Origin of the sequence: Oricola nitratireducens, from assembly GCF_014904745.1 — a bacterium.
In the GTDB taxonomy this organism is placed as follows: Bacteria; Pseudomonadota; Alphaproteobacteria; order Rhizobiales; family Rhizobiaceae; genus Oricola; species Oricola nitratireducens.
The window spans coordinates 1-16787 of sequence record NZ_JACZCS010000027.1 but is presented as its reverse complement, the minus strand read 5'-3'; the positions used below and the strand labels follow the sequence as shown (position 1 = coordinate 16787).

At 64.2% G+C, this 16787-nt stretch carries 14 protein-coding genes; 6 read left to right on the top strand and 8 right to left on the bottom strand.

Annotated features, from left to right (window positions below):
* Complete coding sequence (locus tag IG169_RS14170) at nucleotides 1-1299, bottom strand: sugar ABC transporter permease (RefSeq protein ID WP_193176880.1); 1299 nt, start codon at nucleotides 1297-1299, stop codon at nucleotides 1-3.
* A gap of 85 nt (nucleotides 1300-1384) precedes the next feature.
* Nucleotides 1385-2422: a D-xylose ABC transporter substrate-binding protein gene (xylF, locus tag IG169_RS14165; protein WP_193176879.1), complete on the bottom strand. Its 1038-nt coding sequence runs from the start codon at nucleotides 2420-2422 to the stop codon at nucleotides 1385-1387.
* A 210-nt stretch (nucleotides 2423-2632) separates the two neighbouring features.
* Between xylF and IG169_RS14160 the strand changes: the two genes are divergently transcribed.
* The 3 genes from IG169_RS14160 to IG169_RS14150 are packed head-to-tail and all read left to right on the top strand — an operon-like array spanning nucleotide 2633 to nucleotide 6940.
* Nucleotides 2633-3856, top strand: coding sequence for an ROK family transcriptional regulator (locus tag IG169_RS14160; RefSeq protein WP_193176878.1), 1224 nt, complete (start codon nucleotides 2633-2635; stop codon nucleotides 3854-3856).
* Between the two features lie 4 nt (nucleotides 3857-3860).
* Nucleotides 3861-5270, top strand: coding sequence for a di-heme oxidoredictase family protein (locus IG169_RS14155; protein WP_193176877.1), 1410 nt, complete (start codon nucleotides 3861-3863; stop codon nucleotides 5268-5270).
* Nucleotides 5267-6940 carry a CRTAC1 family protein gene (locus IG169_RS14150; RefSeq protein WP_193176876.1) on the top strand — a complete coding sequence of 558 codons (1674 nt, stop codon included), beginning with the start codon at nucleotides 5267-5269 and terminating at the stop codon, nucleotides 6938-6940. The genes IG169_RS14155 and IG169_RS14150 overlap by 4 nt, the downstream gene beginning before the upstream one ends.
* A gap of 16 nt (nucleotides 6941-6956) precedes the next feature.
* Here IG169_RS14150 and IG169_RS14145 read toward each other — a convergent pair whose 3' ends face one another.
* The 3 genes from IG169_RS14145 to hmgA all read right to left on the bottom strand — a co-directional run bounded on the left by IG169_RS14145 (nucleotide 6957) and on the right by hmgA (nucleotide 10880).
* A complete protein-coding gene (locus IG169_RS14145; RefSeq protein WP_193176875.1) occupies nucleotides 6957-8117 on the bottom strand; it encodes a sialidase family protein in 1161 nt (386 codons plus the stop codon).
* A gap of 97 nt (nucleotides 8118-8214) precedes the next feature.
* A complete protein-coding gene (locus IG169_RS14140) occupies nucleotides 8215-9237 on the bottom strand; it encodes an LLM class flavin-dependent oxidoreductase (protein ID WP_193176874.1) in 1023 nt (340 codons plus the stop codon).
* Nucleotides 9238-9524: 287 nt separating this feature from the next.
* Nucleotides 9525-10880: a homogentisate 1,2-dioxygenase gene (gene hmgA / locus IG169_RS14135; RefSeq protein WP_193176873.1), complete on the bottom strand. Its 1356-nt coding sequence runs from the start codon at nucleotides 10878-10880 to the stop codon at nucleotides 9525-9527.
* A 222-nt stretch (nucleotides 10881-11102) separates the two neighbouring features.
* Between hmgA and IG169_RS14130 the strand changes: the two genes are divergently transcribed.
* Complete coding sequence (locus IG169_RS14130) at nucleotides 11103-11666, top strand: hypothetical protein (protein WP_193176872.1); 564 nt, start codon at nucleotides 11103-11105, stop codon at nucleotides 11664-11666.
* A 24-nt stretch (nucleotides 11667-11690) separates the two neighbouring features.
* On the opposite strand, the gene IG169_RS14125 is transcribed toward IG169_RS14130, so the two are convergent.
* Both IG169_RS14125 and IG169_RS14120 read right to left on the bottom strand, forming a co-directional pair.
* On the bottom strand, nucleotides 11691-12563 hold the full coding sequence (locus tag IG169_RS14125) for a helix-turn-helix transcriptional regulator (RefSeq protein ID WP_246717388.1): 873 nt from the start codon (nucleotides 12561-12563) through the stop codon (nucleotides 11691-11693).
* Between the two features lie 295 nt (nucleotides 12564-12858).
* Nucleotides 12859-13239, bottom strand: coding sequence for a hypothetical protein (locus IG169_RS14120; RefSeq protein WP_428982251.1), 381 nt, complete (start codon nucleotides 13237-13239; stop codon nucleotides 12859-12861).
* On the opposite strand from IG169_RS14120, the gene IG169_RS14115 reads away from it, so the two are divergent.
* Nucleotides 13230-13538, top strand: coding sequence for an SbtR family transcriptional regulator (locus IG169_RS14115; protein ID WP_343225655.1), 309 nt, complete (start codon nucleotides 13230-13232; stop codon nucleotides 13536-13538). The genes IG169_RS14120 and IG169_RS14115 overlap by 10 nt on opposite strands.
* Before the next feature lie 21 nt (nucleotides 13539-13559).
* Here the strand turns inward: IG169_RS14115 and IG169_RS14110 are convergent, their stop codons facing one another.
* Nucleotides 13560-16211 (bottom strand): bifunctional diguanylate cyclase/phosphodiesterase, encoded by a 2652-nt coding sequence (locus tag IG169_RS14110; RefSeq protein WP_210326025.1) that lies wholly within the window; start codon nucleotides 16209-16211, stop codon nucleotides 13560-13562.
* A 282-nt stretch (nucleotides 16212-16493) separates the two neighbouring features.
* Here IG169_RS14110 and IG169_RS14105 point away from each other — a divergent pair.
* Nucleotides 16494-16787 (top strand): septum site-determining protein MinC (locus IG169_RS14105; RefSeq protein ID WP_487345383.1); only part of this gene is annotated, 294 nt, incomplete at its 3' end.

Sequence of the window (16787 nt, the reverse complement as noted above, 5' to 3'; positions counted from 1 at the left end):
TCAGTCTCCCGTCCGCCGGCGGTAGATGATATCGATAAGCACGGCGACCACCAGTACCGTTCCGACCACGATGTTCTGGAACGGCGCGTCGACGCCGACCATCGCCATCCCCGATTGCAGGCTCTGCATGATCAGCGCGCCGAGAATGGCCCCGTAAATGGTTCCAAGACCGCCGGACAGCGCCGTGCCGCCAATCACCGCCGCGGCGATGACTCGCAGTTCGTCAAGCGTGCCGATGTCGTTGGAATGGAAGGTCTGGCGCGACGAGGCGACGATCGCCGACAGCGCGCAAAGGGCTCCCATGATCGCGAAGACCTTGACCGTCAGAAAACGCGTGTTGATGCCGGCCAGCTGCGACGCTTCCGGGTTGCCGCCGGTGGCGAAGATGTAACGGCCGAGCCGCGTGCGCTGCGCCACGATCGTCATCACGATGGCGACCAGGATAAGCAACAAGACCGATATCGGGATCCCGTAGCCGGCGACCAGCCCGTCCGGCATGACCTCGCCGCGCGCAGCGTAGATGCGCTGCAGCCGCGCGGTCGGGATTTCATACGCGTTCAGGATCGCGACGAAGCCGATGATCGCCGCCGCAATGATTGCGCCGATGACCACTTCCGCCCATACCGGCTTCACCGGGAACTCGTGCTTGACCTTGGTCCGGCGCGCATTGAACTGCACATAGAGGGCGCCGACGATGGCGAACGCAGCGAAGATCCAGCTCCAGGTTTGTCCGAGCGTGCCGTTGATGCCGCCGAACAGCTGGAAGTTCTTGTCGAGCGGCCCGATCGTCTGACCGGTGGTCAGGTACCAGGCCACGTTGCGCCAGACCAGGTAGCCGCCCAGTGTCACGATGAAAGCGGGGATCGTCAGGTAGCCGATCAGCCAGCCCTGGAAGGCGCCGATCGCCAGCCCCGTGATGATACCTGCAATGATGGCGATAGGCGCCGTCGCCGGATGGTTCAGGCCAAGCCCCAGCCAGTCCGGCGTCACGACCGTCTGTATCATCGCCATGACAGCCGAGCATGTCGCCAGCAGCGAACCTACCGACAGGTCGATATGGCGGGTGACGATCACGAACACCATGCCCGTCGCCATGATCGCGACGGAGGCCGTCTGGATCGTCAGGTTGAAGATGTTGCGCGGCGTCATGAAGCGCCCGTCGGTCAACAGGCTGAAGATGACGCAGATCAGGATGAAAGCGCCCACCATGCCCAGAAGCCGCGTATCGATTTCCAGCGCTGCGAAAAAGTTGCGGGGCTTCACCGGTTGCGCGGTCGCTGCAGAGGAAGTGTCAGTCATAGCCGTGTCCGGGTCCAAGCATTGAGATGCCCCCACCCCAAAGGATGGGGGCATCAGTCACGCATTCTGTAACAGATGATGAATGTCAGTTACAGGGGGACGGACCGTTGGTGACACCCTGGCAGAGTTCTTCCTTGGTGATCCAGCCGGCATCCACGACCACATCGAGATTGTCCTTGGTGATCGGAACCGGAGCCAGGAACTTGGCGGTCATCGTCGTTCCCGCGGGCGATGTCCACTCGATTGCACCGTCGATGTCGGCCATCGCGATGCCGCTGGCCAGCTTTGCAGCGATCTCGCCGGCATTCTTGCCCAGATCGCGAGCATCCTTCCAGACACTGACGGTCTGCGTGCCCTTGGCAACGCGGTTGAGAGCCGCGTGGTCGCCGTCCTGGCCCGAGACCGGTACCTGGCCGGCCATTCCCTGTGCCGCAAGCGCGGCAACGACGCCGCCGGCGGTGCCGTCATTGGACGCGACCACCGCGTCGACCTTGTTGTCCTGCGCGGTCAGGATCTGCTCCATGTTGCGCTGGGCGTTGGCCGGAAGCCAGCCGTCGGTATAAGCCTCGCCGACGATCTTGATATCACCGGCGTCGAGGGCCGGCTGCAGGATTTCCTGCTGGCCGCCGCGCAGGAAGTCGGAGTTCGGATCGGTGGGCGAGCCCTTGATCATCACGTAGTTGCCCTTCGGGGCCGCCGCGAGAACGGCGCGTGCCTGCATGCGGCCGACTTCGACATTGTCGAAGGTCAGGTAGAAGGCGCGGCTGTCTTCGATCAGGCGGTCATAGGCGATAACCGGCACACCCTCGTCGGCAGCGGCCTGCACCGCCGGGATGATCGCCTGCGTGTCCTGCGCCAGCACGATGAGTGCGTCGACGCCCTGAGCCATCAGGCTCTCCACGTCGGAAAGCTGCTTGGAGGCGGACGACTGGGCGTCGGTCGAGACATAGGTGTCGCCATTCGCCTCGATGGCTCCCTTCATGGCCGCTTCATCGGTCTTCCAGCGCTCTTCCTGGAAATTCGACCAGGAAACGCCGATCTTCTTGCCATCGGCCCATGCCGCGCCGGCCATAGATACCGACAACACAACGCCCGCTAGGAGCGCGCTTGCAATCTTTTTCATGTAATCCTCCCGGTGCATAGAAATGCAACTGCTGAACAGGACCGGAACAACGACTGTTCGGCCCGCCTTGAAGCCCTTTATTTCAAGCCTCAAAAAAAATCGTGACTCAAAAGGGCTTGCATGTCAACATGAAACGGAAATGTGACAACTTGTTGCAATGCAAATGAAATTTTTGCATCGCACCCGGAACGTGAGGAGGCGGCCGGGCCAATGACAGTGGTACTTCGCTCCGACGATATGCGAAGACGAAACAGGCTGCGCATCATCCAGATCGTGCGCCGCAAGGGAGCGGTCAGCCGCGGGGAAATCGCCCAGTCGACGGCACTGAGCGCCGCGACGGTCTCGACCATATCCAGCGACCTGATCGCCGAGGGCATCCTTGTCGCGCGCGGCAGCGAAACCGGCGCCAGCACCGGACGTGGCCGGCCGAGCGTCAACCTGTCGATCAATCCGCGGTTCCGCCACGCGGTGCTGATCATTTTGAAGATCGGCGCGGTCAATGTCACCATCATCGACTTTGCCGGCACCGTGATCGCGCATCAGGACTTCCATCTCGACATGGCGAACCTCACCATGGACGCCTTCCGCCAGGCGCTGGTTTCCGAGATCCGCCAGACCTGGGACGCCTCCGGGCTCGACAATGACCAGCTTGCCCGGATCTGGGTCGGCGTCCAGGGCACCACCGACATCGCCGGAAAAAATGTCCTTCGCTCGCCGATGACCCCGCTGACCAACATTCCGATCGGACGCTGGCTCAGTGAGGAATTTCGCGCGCCGGTCCGCATCGCCAATGACTGCGACCTGATCGCCAAGGCGCTCAACTGGCGCGACCCGCGGCTCTACAGCTGCAATTTCGCCGCCATCCTCCTCGCCCACGGCGTCGGGATGGGCCTGTTCCTGCGCGGCCAGATCATCAACGGCACCAAGTCGTCCGGCACCGAGTTCGGCCACATGCTGTTCGAATCCGATGGCGCGCTGTGCCGCTGCGGCTCGAAGGGCTGCATCGAGGCCTATGCCGGCGATTACGCCATCGTGCGCCGGTTTCGCGGCCAGCCCGGCGACATGAAACCCGCAAGCCATGTCGTCCCCGGCGAGATCGCGCGCATCGCCAATGCGGCGCGCGAGGGCGACGAACTGGCGCGCGAAACTTTCGCTTCCGCCGGTCGTGCGCTAGGATCGGGCCTGGCGGGTATTTTCGCGCTGGTCGATCCGTTCCGGGTCGTTTTCGTCGGCCATGGCGCGATTGCCTTCGATCTCATGGAGCCGGCGCTGCGCGAAATCCTGGAGAATTCCAATGCCTTTGCAGCCAGGGACATTCCGATCGACCTCTATGTGGACGAGATGCCGCTCGTCCTGGAAGGCTGCGGCATCGGCGCCCTGTCCGAAATCGACGAAAGCCAGGCCGACAAGGTCAGCGAAATGGCGAGGTCCTGATCCGATGATGAACCGTCTGTCCGCGATCGCGCTTGCGGTCCTTTGCGCCAGCCCGGCCGCCGCCGGCGACGTGCCGTGGGCCGAGCGCGCCATCAACTCCCATGTCGACCAGTCGAAGCTGACCGGCACGCTCGACCGCGCGGCCCTCGACGCGCTGATCGCCAGTGGGGAGCGCCTGTTCGGCGCGAAATTCACCGAACTGGACGGCGCCGGGCGCAAGATGGCCACCCAGGCCATCATCCCGACGAAGCGCAAGCGCCCTCCCGACAACATCTTTCAGCGCATCGCCGGCACGGAGTCCAACTCCTGTTCGAGCTGTCATCGCGAGCCCGTGATGGGCGGCGCCGGCGATTTCACGGTCAACGTCTTCGTCAACGAGGGCTTCACCAACGCCGACTTCGACACCACCGACCCGCAATTCTCCAACGAGCGCAACACCAACCACCTGATGGGCGCCGGGCTGGTCGAACTGCTGGCGCGCGAGATGACCGCCGACCTGCACGCGATCCGCAAGGCGGCGCTGCACGCCGCGCGCCAGAAGGGCGAGCCCGTGACCGCGGCGCTCGAAACCAAGGGGGTCGGGTTCGGCCGCATCACCGCCCTGCCGGACGGCATTCTCGACCTGCACGAGATCGAGGGCGTCGACACCGACCTCGTCGTCCGGCCGTTCAGCCAGAAGGGCGTGATGACCTCGCTGCGCCAGTTCACCATCAACGCCATGAACCAGCACCATGGCATGGAGGCCGAGGAACGTTTCGGCGCGCGCTGGACCGGCGAGGCCGATTTCGACGAGGACGGGCATGCGCACGAACTCTCCGACGGCGACATTTCCGCCCTCGTCGCCTGGCAGGCCTCTCGGCCGGCGCCGACGGTCATGCAGCCCGCCGACGCCGCATGGCAGGCGGCGGCGAAACAGGGTAGCACCGCCTTCGACGCGATCGGCTGCAACTCCTGCCACGTGCGCGCCCTGCCCCTGAAGAGCCTCGACTTCGCCGATCCCGGCCCGTTCGACGCGGCGGGCACGTTGCGCGCCGGCGAGATCGAGGGCGCGGTCTACGACCTCTCGCTGCTCGACTGGACGAAGACCCTCGAGCGTAACGACAAGGGCGAAGTTCTCGTGCCGCTGTTCGGAGACCTCAAGCGCCATGTCATAACCGACCGGCAGGTCGCCGCGCTCGGCAACGAATTGCTGTCGCAGCGCTTCGTCGAGCGCAACGAATTCCAGACGACCGAAATCTGGGGCATCGGCTCGACCGCGCCCTATGGCCATCGCGGCGACTTCACGACGCTCGACGGCGTCATCCGCGCCCATGGCGGCGAGGCGCGCGCCTCGCGCGACGCGTATATCGGCCTCGACGACGGCGCGCGCAGCGCCCTCATCGCCTATCTCAAGACACTGGTGATCGAACCATGACCAACAGGATCGCATTCGCCCTCGCGGCCCTCCTTTTCGCGGCGGCGCCGCTGCGCGCGCAAAACGCGCCGGAACAGGACGCGCCGGACAGGGATGCCGAACTGACCATGGATGTGCCGGTGATGGTCGAGGAGGCGCTCGCCGCCGGCATCGACCACCAATATACCGGGCCGTGGGAATATTTCGTCGGCGGCGGCGCCGCCGCCTTCGACTGCAACGGCGACCGCCTTCCCGATCTCGCCATTGCCGGCGGCACCAGCCCGGCAAGCCTCTATGTCAACCACTCCGACATCGGCGGCGAGTTGCGGTTCGAGGAAAAGCCGGACGCCCTGCCCGCCAATATCCGCGAGAAGGTCACCGGCCTTTATCCGATCGACATCGACAATGACGGCCATCGCGACCTCGTCGTGCTGCGCGTCGGCGAAAACATCATTCTCAAGGGCGGCCCCGACTGCACCTTCACCGAGGCCAACCGGGCGCTCGCCTTCGACGGCGGACGGGCCTGGTCGACGGCGTTTGCGGCGACCTTCGAGCCGGGTCTCCCCTTCCCGACGCTCGCCTTCGGCAACTATGTCGACCGCTCCGCGCCGGGATCGCCCTGGGGCACCTGCCACGACAATGTTTTCATCCGCCCGGCGCAAGGCAAGGACACGCCGGACTATTCGGAGCAGTTCCCGCTGTCGCCCGGCTATTGCGCGCTGTCGATGCTGTTCACCGACTGGAACCACACCGGCGAGCCGGACCTGCGCATCACCAATGACCGGCAATATTACCGCGACGGCGAGGAACAGCTCTGGCGCATCGTGCCCGGCAAGCCGCCCCGGCCCTACCGCAAGTCGGACGGCTGGCGCAGCGTGCAGATCTGGGGCATGGGCATCGCCGAGGCCGACCTGAACGCGGACGGCTATCCGGAATACGCGCTGACCTCGATGGGCGACACCAAGCTGGAGACGCTGGACGACGAGGCCGAGCCGGACCGGCCGGTCTATCGCGACATCGCCTTCGACGAGGGCGCCACCGCGCACCGCCCCTATACCGGCGACGATCTGAAGCCCTCGACCGGCTGGCACGCCGATTTCGACGATTTCAACAATGACGGACGGCTCGACCTGTTCATCGCCAAGGGCAATGTCCAGCAGATGCAGGATTTCGCCTCCTACGATCCTGACAACATGCTGCTCGGCAAGGCAGGCGGCGGCTTCGTCGAGGCCGGCGACAAGGCCGGCATCGCGCTGCCCCGGCGCGGCCGCGGCGCGGCGGTCGCCGATTTCAACATGGACGGCATGCTCGACCTCGCCGTCGTCAACCGCGAGGCGCCGGTGAGCCTGTTCCGCAATTGCGGCGCCAAGACCGAAACCGGCGCGCGGCCGATGGGCAACTGGCTGGAAATCGAACTGCAGCAGAAGGGCGTGAACCGCGACGCCATCGGCGCGACCGTCACCGTCAAGTCCGGCAACGAGACGCGCACCCGCAAGGTGCATGTCGGCGGCGGCCATGCCTCCGGCTCGGCCGGGTTCATCCATGTCGGCACCGGCACCGCCGAGCGCGCCCAGATCCGAATCCAGTGGCCCGACGGCGAATGGAGCGCCCCCTACCGCGTCTTCGCCAACAATTTCGTCGTCATCCGGAAGGGGTCGGAGCAGGCGCAGTACTGGTATCCGCCGGAGTAAAGCCCCACGCTGCGACTTACCCCCGGTCCAGAACCTCCACCGCCAGAATCGTCGGCATGTGCCGCGCGATCTCCTGCCAGCTGTCTCCCTCGTCGGTGGAGGCGAAGACGGAGCCCGAATTGGTCCCGAAATAGATGCCGGCCGGATCGCGCCGGTCGCCGCCCATCGCCTGGCGCAGCACGGTGAAGAAACAGGCTTCCTGCGGCAATCCCGCGCGCATGTCCCGCCAGCTTTGTCCGCCGTCGCGCGACCGCCAGACCGCGGCCGCCGCGTCGGGCGGAAAACGGCCCGCCATGTCGCCGTTGAGCGGCATGGTCCAGATCGTCTCCGGATCGCGCGGATGGACGCGGATCGGGAAGCCGAAGGTCGACGGCAGGCCGACGGTGATGTCGTCCCAGCTGCGGCCGCCATCGGCCGAGCGCCACACGCCGTGATGGTTCTGCTGGTAGAGCAGATCGCCGTCGCCCGGCGCGCGCATCATGTTGTGAACGCAATGGCCGGTTTCGCCGTCGCGGGGCGCGGCAGGATGCTCGTGATGTCCGCAGGCTTCGGCGTTGGAGAGGCGATTGCGCCGCTCCCACGTCTGGCCGCCGTCCTCGGTGGCAAAGACGCCCGCCGCCGAGATGCCGATCCACATCTTGTCCGGATCCGCGGGATCGGAAACGATGGTGTGCAGCACGAGGCCGGCCGCGCCCGGATTCCAGCTGTCGGCGGAAGGATGGTTGGCCAGCCCCTCGAGATGCTCCCACGTCTTGCCGCCGTCTTGGCTCGCGAGGAACCTAGCCGGCTTGGTGCCGGCATAGAGCGTGCCATGGGCGTAATGCAGCGACCAGACTTGCGAGAACTGCTCCCCGAACGGCGGCGGCGTATCCGTCCAGCCGGTCATTGCCGCGAAATCGGGATCGTTGGCGGCCCATTCGTCCATCGTGCCCCTGGTGAGTTTGGTCAGTTCCCACGTCTCGCCGCCGTCCTCGGAGCGCCAGATGCCCGCGCCGTGCCAGTCGCCGCCACCGCCGGCCCAGAGCGTTCCGGTCTCCGGATCGCCGATGACGTGGTTGATCGGCCAGCCGTCGCAGAATGGCCCGGAGACCGACCAGTTGCTGCGATCCTCGCCGCCCGAAACCAGAAACGCGCCCTTCGTTGTTCCGACAAGAACCGTGACACCGCCGTCCGTCATGCAATCGTTCCTCCGCAATCGGGAGAAAGCCTAGCAAAATTTAGTTTGAGGTCAACGTATTTTCACTGGTTCCGGGGACGGGTAACCATTTCACCCCTCATCGCCAGCCAAGCGCCGGGGCGACGTGGGTCAGGATCGCTTCGATGACATGGGCGTTGTAATCGACGCCCAGCATGTTGGGCACGGTCAGCAACAGCGTGTCGGCCTCGGCGATCGCCTCGTCGTCCTTCAACTGCTCGACCAGCCGGTCCGGCTCGTCGGCATAGGAGCGGCCAAAAATCGCGCGCATGTCCTTGTCGATGTAGCCGATCTGGTCGGCATCCTTGCCGCCGCGGCCGAAATACATCCGGTCCGTGTCGTTGATCAGCGCGAAGATCGAGCGGCTGACCGAAACGCGCGGCGTCCGGGAATGGCCGGCCGCCTTCCAGGCGTCGCGATAGGCGCGAATCTGCTTTGCCTGCTGGATGTGGAACGGTTCGCCCGTCTCATCGGTCTTCAGCGTCGAGCTTTGCAGGTTCATGCCCAGTTTCGCGGCCCATTCGGCCGTCGCGTTCGAGGCCGCGCCCCACCAGATCCGCTCCCTGAGGCCCTCCGAATGCGGTTCCAGCCGGAGAAGTCCGGGCGGGTTGGGGAACATCGGCTGCGGGTTCGGCTGCGCAAACCCCTCGCCCTCCAGTTGCTGCAGGAAGATCTCGGCGTGACGGCGCGCCATCTCGGCATGGGTATCCCCTTCGGCCGGCTGGTAGCCGAAATATTTCCAGCCATCGATCACCTGCTCGGGCGAGCCGCGGCTGATACCGAGTTGCAGCCGCCCGCCGGCGATCAGGTCGGCCGCGCCGGCGTCCTCGACCATGTAGAGCGGATTTTCGTAGCGCATGTCGATCACGCCGGTGCCGATCTCGATTTTCGACGTGCGCGCGCCGACGGCGGCGAGAAGCGGGAACGGCGAGGCAAGCTGGCGGGCGAAATGGTGAACCCGGTAATAGGCGCCGTCCAGCCCGAGTTCCTCCGCCGCCACCGCGAGTTCGATCGATTGCAGCAGTGCATCCGACGCGGTCCGCACCTGCGATCCGCGGTCGGGCGACCAGTGCCCGAACGAGAGGAAGCCAATAGTCTTCATCAGGAGAAACTCCGCTTGTGCTGGGCGCGCCGGATCGGCGCGATGCCCGTTTGACCGCTCTGTATGGAGATGTCGGGGCCGACCGCAAGATGGACGCACTGTTCAACGAAGCGCCGTATCGCCCCGTGCATCCGCCATTGACGTGCGAACCCGAAACGTTTCGCCCGCAAGAATAGGGCCAAGAATGCCGTGCGTGCGAAAAACTCGACGGGCGGCCGCTTTCGCACCCGCCCGTCGATCTGTTTTTTCAGCTACTTAGGCCTGTCGCCGGAATCGGTTTCGCAAGCTCACTTCTTGCCGGGCGTCCCGTCGAACTTCTTCTCCAGGCTGTCCCAGCAGTCGATGTAGTCATCCTGCAGCGGCGCTTCCTTCGCGGCGAAGGCCGTCAGGTGCTGTGGGAAGCGGGTCTCGAACATGAAGCTCATCGTGTTGTCGAGCTTGTCCGGCTTCAACTCGGCGTTCGATGCCTTGTCGAAGGCTTCGCGGTCCGGGCCATGCGGCAGCATCATGTTGTGCAGGCTCATGCCGCCCGGCACGAAGCCCTGCGGCTTGGCATCGTACTGGCCGTAGATGTTGCCCATCAGCTCGCTCATGATGTTCTTGTGGTACCAAGGCGGACGGAACGTGTCCTCCATCACCATCCAGCGCTCGCGGAACAGGACGAAATCGATATTGGCTGTGCCGGGAACGCCTGACGGCGCGGTCAGCACCGTGAAGATCGACGGATCGGGGTGGTCGAACAGGATCGAGCCGATCGGGCAATAGTTGCGCAGGTCGTATTTCACCGGCGCGTAATTGCCGTGCCAGGCGACGACGTCGAGCGGCGAATGGCCGATCTTCGTCGTGTGGAACTGGCCGCACCACTTGATGGTCAGCACCGACGGCGTCTCGCGGTCCTCGTAAGCCGAGACCGGTGTCTTGAAGTCGCGCCGGTTGGCCATGCAGTTCGCCCCGATCGGCCCCCTGCCCGGCAGCTCGAACTTCTGACCGTAATTCTCGCAGACGAAGCCGCGCGCCGGCCCGTCGATCAGCTCGACCCGATAGACCAGGCCGCGCGGGATGATCGCGATCTCCTTCGGTTCCAGCTCGATGACGCCGAGCTCGGTGCAAAAGCGCAGCCGGCCCTCCTGCGGCACGATCAGGATCTCGGAGTCGGCGGAATAGAAATACTCGTCCACCATCGATTCGGTGACGAGATAGATATGCGTCGCCATCCCGACCTGGGTGTTGACGTCACCCGCCGTCGTCATGGTGCGCATGCCGGTCAGCCAGGTCAGCTTCTCGTCGGTCATCGCCACCGGATCCCAGCGGTACTGGCCAAGCGAGATGACGTCCGGATCGACATTCGGCGCCGATTTCCAGTACGGCAGGTCGATCTTGGCGTAGCGGCCGGAATGCTTCACGGACGGGCGGATGCGGTAGCACCAGGTTCGCTCGTTCTGGTGGCTCGGCGCGGTAAACGCCGTGCCGGAGAGCTGTTCGCCATAGAGCCCGTAATTGCATTTCTGCGGGCTGTTCATGCCCTGCGGCAACGCGCCGGGCAGCGCCTCGGTCTCGAAATCATTGCCGAAACCGGGCATGTATTGCAGGTCGTTGGCTTTCGCCGCAGTGGATTTCAGGTCGTCCTTGACGGTGTCGAGCATGGGGGTCCTCCTCGTCACATTGCATAGATTGACGAGGAGGATATTAGTTTCACCTGTAACTATCAACGGTGCGGGCGTCGCGCCAGAAATGTTCGAAAAAGCGATCTCGAACGTTCGGGATCATGTATACGGGCGAATTCATCGCCCCGACACCTTTGATGCAGCGAACCGCGGCACTCCTGCCCCGGCGCACATTGAAAACTCATCAAAGGACCTGAATCAATGTCGATCCGACATACATCCATCTCGCTCCCGGCCACCCTTGTCGCTTTCCTTTTCGCGTCCGTTGCGGCACTTGCCGATGCGGCAAGCGAGAACGAGGCATGGATAACGAGAGCCGCCATCCAGACCGAAACCGGCCAGCAAATCCCTGCGGGCGCCTTCGGTATCGTCGTGGTCGAAAGGCCACGCGAAGCGACGCTTCTGCAATTGCGGGGCAAGGCCGGACGCGGTGACGTGATCTTGCGCAGTCACGAAACGGGCTATTGCCTGACTTTTCCGCTTCGGTTCGTTGCCGGGGATTTCGGAGGCGACGCGATTTCCGCGCATCTCGCCAAACCCGTCCGTCTGGTGCTCAAGAGCAGGCGTGTCGCCAAGGCTCTGGCGAATGGCCATGACATCACCAGCGATACGTATCGCATCAGCGAGGACGACCACCCGGACGCGGATATCGTTATCGAAGCCGGCTTGAACGAAGGCTACGGTTTCGTCTTCAATCCCGGCCGCAACATTCTGGCGGACATATTCGGGATCGAGACAACCCGCATCGCATGCCGGGAACTTTGATTTGGCCACGGATGGCGGGCGCTGTTATGCGTCCGCCGTTTTCATCCGGTACTGCGACGGGGTTTGCCCGACGATGCGGCGAAACTCGGTATTGAAGCTGGATTTCGAGATAAAGCCGGCGTCGAACATGACCTCCGTGATCGACAGATCCGTCTCGCGCAGGACACGCTGCGCATGCCGGATGCGATAGGCGTTCATGTAGCGCGAGAAATTTTCGCCCGTCGTTCTGTTTGTCGCGGCCGAGACCTCCCGAACAGGCACCGACAAACGCCGCGCCACACGCGCCAGAGTCAGGTTGTTGTCCTTGTAGAGCTGTTTCTCCGTCATCAGCGCATCGAGGGCTTGCATTAACGCCCGGTCGCGATCACTCGGCGCTTCCGTCTTGTTCCCGGCGCTGCCGGGCGGGTACAGCACGATCGGCCCGCCGACCAGCGCGACAATGAATATGAAAGCCGCGAAGACACCGGAAACGCCGGTCAGGAAATTCAGAACAAAGGGCTCACGCGCAAAAAGACTGGCCGCGACGATCAGGCCATCCGTCGCCACCATCATGGCGAGCAACACCATCGTGGCATATATCGCCAATCGTACGATGCGCATGGCATCCGGCGTTACCTGCACGAAGTCATCCGCGTGATAGCGCAACAGCGTTGCGATACGAAAAAGATATACGCCGGTGATCGCCAGGACGAACACATCGGCGGAAACGGGGATTGGCGCCAGAATGGCCAATTGCGCGAACACGACCGGCACGCCGTTCCAAATCAGGGCTTCGCGCCATGACGCCGAGGTATCCTGCGACAGGGCGCGAAATCCCAGATAGGCCGATGGCGCAACCAGCACGGCAATCAGCGGCTGAGCCAGACCCGCCCAGCCGGCCCCGAAGGAAAGCCGCAATCCCAAAAGTAGGCCGATGGTAGCCAGGGACAGAAGAAAGACGCAGAGGAAAAAGCGCGCGAAAAGGGGCACGCGCGTGTTCCGCGCCAGCGTATAGGCGGCGATTGTCGTCAAAACGCTGACAAGCCAGACAAGGGGAAAAGCGACCATGACTGTTTCCTGGCGGCGAAAGGATCCGCCAAAGGCTCATTAGCGCAGTTCGCGTCGCATGGCACTATCGCCCCCGTCGCACCGCCCTCCGACCCGTCGGGCAAGCGGCTGCGGGGGTCGTTTCACGCCCCCGCCCCGGACTTTCTCAACTCATGAGGTCCTCGATGCGGATCGGAAAGCGGTGCGCCCTCACCCCGGTGGCGTGCCAGATCGCGTTGGCGATCGCGCCCACCGTTCCGGTGATGCCGATCTTGTCGACGCCCTTGATCCCGAGACCGTTGACGTAGGGTCGTCCTCGTCGATCAGCAGCGCCTCCATGGCCGGGATGTCGACAGGGACCGGGATGTGATAGCCGGCAAGATCGGCATTGACCGGACGACCCGTGCGGCGCGAAGGAGATGCCCCAGATCATCCCGCCATAGAGCTGGCTCCTCGCCAGTTTCGGGTTGACGATCAGCTCGTCTCTCTCGCCGCCACGCTTTCGAACGAGGCGCCGCCGCTGGAAGCGCTGCGCCGGTGGCTTCACGCCCAGATAGACATGGTCGCCACCAAGAAGGGCGTGCTCGCCGCGCTCGCCCCGCGGCCGGAAGTTCCGACGCGCTTTTTGCCGATTCCGCCGCGCGGATGACAGGCGCCGTCAGCGAACTGATGTCCGCCGCCGTCGCCGCCGGCGAAATCCGCGATGACATTGCGCCGGAGGACATGATGCGTGCCCTGATCGGCATGTGCTACACGCGCCAGCAGCCGGGCTGGCGGGACAAGGTCATTCGTCTGGTGGACGTCTTTCTGGACGGCCTGCGCCTGCGGAGCGGCGAGGCGAAATAAAAGCTGCCTGCCCCGTCTTTCCTACGCCACCTTGCGCCAGCGTTCCTCGCGGACGAATTCCATCAGCGTTTCCGACGGCATCGGCGCGGCGAAGGCGTAGCCCTGCAGGGTGTCGCAGCCGAGGTCGCGCAGGATCTCGGCGTGCTCCATCGTCTCGACGCCTTCCGCCACCACCTTGATGCCGAGCGACTGGCCGATGTCGATGATCGACGCGACAAGGCGCCGCCGGCTGTCGGAACCGACGATCGGCGTGATCAGCCTGCGGTCGATCTTCAGACGCGCCGGATGGAGATGGATGAGGCTGATGATCGAGGCGTAGCCGGTGCCGAAATCATCGATCTCGATGTCGATACCGAGCGTCTCGAGGCGTTCGATATTGGCGGCGGCGATTCCGTTGCCCTCGTCGAGGAAGATCGACTCCAGCAGCTCGAACGACAGCGTGCCCGGTTCTATGGCAAGCCCGTCGAGGCGGTGGATGAGGTCGGCGTCGTGCAGTTGGCCGGCCGACACGTTGACCGACATTTTCGGAATCGAGATACCGGCCGCTTTCCACCGCGTCGACTGCCACAGCGTCTGTTCGAGGATGGTGCGGTCGATCAGCGGCACGACATTGAGCTCGTCGGCGATCCCCAGGAACACGTCGGGCGTCAACACGCCCTCGGTCGGGTGTTTCCACCGCGCAAGCGCCTCGACACCGACGATGTCGAAGGTTTTCGCGTCGAACTGGGGCTGGAAGTAAGGCAGGAACTCCCGCCGCTCGAGGCCGCTCAGAATGTCGTCGGCGACGCGCTTGTTGCGAACGACCTCGGCCTTCAGCGCGGCGGAGAAGAACTCGTAGCGATTGCGGCCGTCGCTCTTCGCGCGGTAGAGCGCGATGTCGGCATCGATGAGCAAGCGCTTGCCGGAATCGGTGACGCTCTCGTCCGCCAGGGCGACGCCGATGCTGGCGCCGAACCGGCACAGATGGTTCTTGTAGGGAACCGGCTGGCGCATCTGGTCGATGATGCGGTCGGCAAGATGGGACAATTGCGCTTCATCGATCTGCGTCGTCGTGGCAATGACGAATTCGTCGCCGCCGATCCGCGCAACGAAGTCGTCGGCGCGCGTATTCGCCTTCAGGACGGACGCGGCATGGATCAGCATCGCGTCGCCGGCGGCATGGCCCAGAGTGTCGTTGATCTGCTTGAAGCGGTCGAGGTCGATATGCAGCAGGGCCGTCGGCTTGCGGCCGTCGCGCCCGTTCAGAAGCAGCTCGTCGAGAAAACGCCGGTTCGGCAGTCCGGTCAGGCTGTCGTGCAGCGAGTTGTGCTCCATCTGCGCGCGGGCGTCCTCGAGCTCGCGGTTGCGGAGCTCGGCATTCCGCTTGGCTTCCATCAGCCGGGTCTTGAGACGGATGTCGTCCGACACGTCCCAGTTGACGCCGATGATATGGCGGTGTCCGCCGATATTGTCGTGCACGGCGCCGATGGCCCGGATCCAGCGTATCGTCCCGTCGGGGAAAACGACGCGGAACTCCGACGAATATGTGCCGCAATCGGAAATCGCCTCCCGGAACTCCCCTTCGGCCCGTTCGCGGTCGTCCGGATGGAGCGCCGTCGACCAGACATCGTATTTCGTCGGGTCGACGTCGTCGGGAACGCCATAGAGCTCCTTCATCCGGTCGTCCCAGGCCATCTCCCGCGTGTCGAGGTTCAACTCCCAAACGCCGATCTTCGAGGTGTCGAGCGCCAGCTTCAGGCGCTGCGACAACTTCCGCATCTGGTCCTGGCGCCGCCTCAGCTCGCTGATGTGCGTACGGCGCTGATCGTAGAGATAGCCGGCAATCGAGATCGGCAGGATGACAAGCAGGCCCGCGACAAGGATGAGAAACCGGAACTCCCAGGCGTTTGCGGGCGCGCCGGTCCAGCCGCCGCGGGGAATCGCGGCGATCCGCCAGCTGCCGGTCGGAAGCGACACGTCCGAAACGACGGGATCGCGGCCGAAGATCCCGGCCGGCCCGAAAAAGACCGTGCTGTCGCTGCCAGTGGCGTCCCGCCCGGCGATGGCGATCTCGATCGGCAGGTCGGGATCGAGAAGTCCGCTATCCGCATAGAGCCGGTCGACATCGACGACAGCCGAAACGAGACCCCACAAATGCCTGGTGTCGTCGGCATCGTCGACATAAACGGGAAATCGCCCGATGAAGCCCCGGCCGCCCTGCAGGAGATTGACCGGGCCGGCCAGAACCATGTGGCGGGAATTGACGGCCCGCATAGCCGCGTCGCGTTGCTGCTCGTTCTTGCGGTAGTCGAGCCCGATGGCCTTCTCGTTGCCCTCGATTGGATACATCAGCCTGACGACCAGATCCGGGGCGGCGGCGATGTTGCGCAACTGCGAGTGATTGCCGATCAGGCTGGCCGCGATGGCACTGAAGCGTTGCTGGTCGATATCGGGCTGGGTGGCGATGACCGCCACGAGACCGCGCACCAGCTGGATATTGCTGTTGATGTTGCCTTCGAGCCTGGACCGAATCAGGCCGAGCTGTTCGGCGACATCGGCGCGCGCGCGCTGGTGATGGACCAGGCGGTTCTGATATTCGGCGAATATGCCCGCCGCCAGGGTGACGGCAAGGGCGATCCCGGCGGCGATGACACTGGGCCGCGAGAGGGCCTGGCCTGCTTTGAACCGGGGCATGAAACGTCTTGCCATAGAACCCTGCGAAATCGAGAAATTCCCAAAATCTCCGGACCTTGGGAACCGCACTTCATTTATCCGCGGTCAGGTTACCGCCAAACCTCAAACAAATGACTAAGGGGAACTTTCGCGCGATCGGCGCGCCCGCGCCGGTCATCGATGGAGGCGCCAAGACAAAATTTCACACCCGTCGGCGGCTTTTCCATCCTCCCGCAAGGCACGCGAAATAACCATTCGTTAACCACGTTTCAAATAGAACTGGGCAACGGAAAATTAACGAAGATGACCGAAGTGCTAACCGCCACCCAGCCCATCCGCCTCAAGGGCCGTTCCTTCCTCGCAATGGTGCTCAGCCCGGAGCCGCCCTTCGATGACTGGCTGGTGCGGCTCGACGATCTGGCTGCCCGTTCGGCGGGATTTTTCCTGCAGCGCCCGATCGTGCTCGACCTCGAGGGTGTCGACATCGACCGCCCGCAATTGCGCGACCTCGTAAGCGAACTCGACAAGCGCGGCGTCCGGATCATGGGCATCGAGGGCGCGCGGTCGTCCCTGCTCGGCCGTGACATGCCTCCGGCG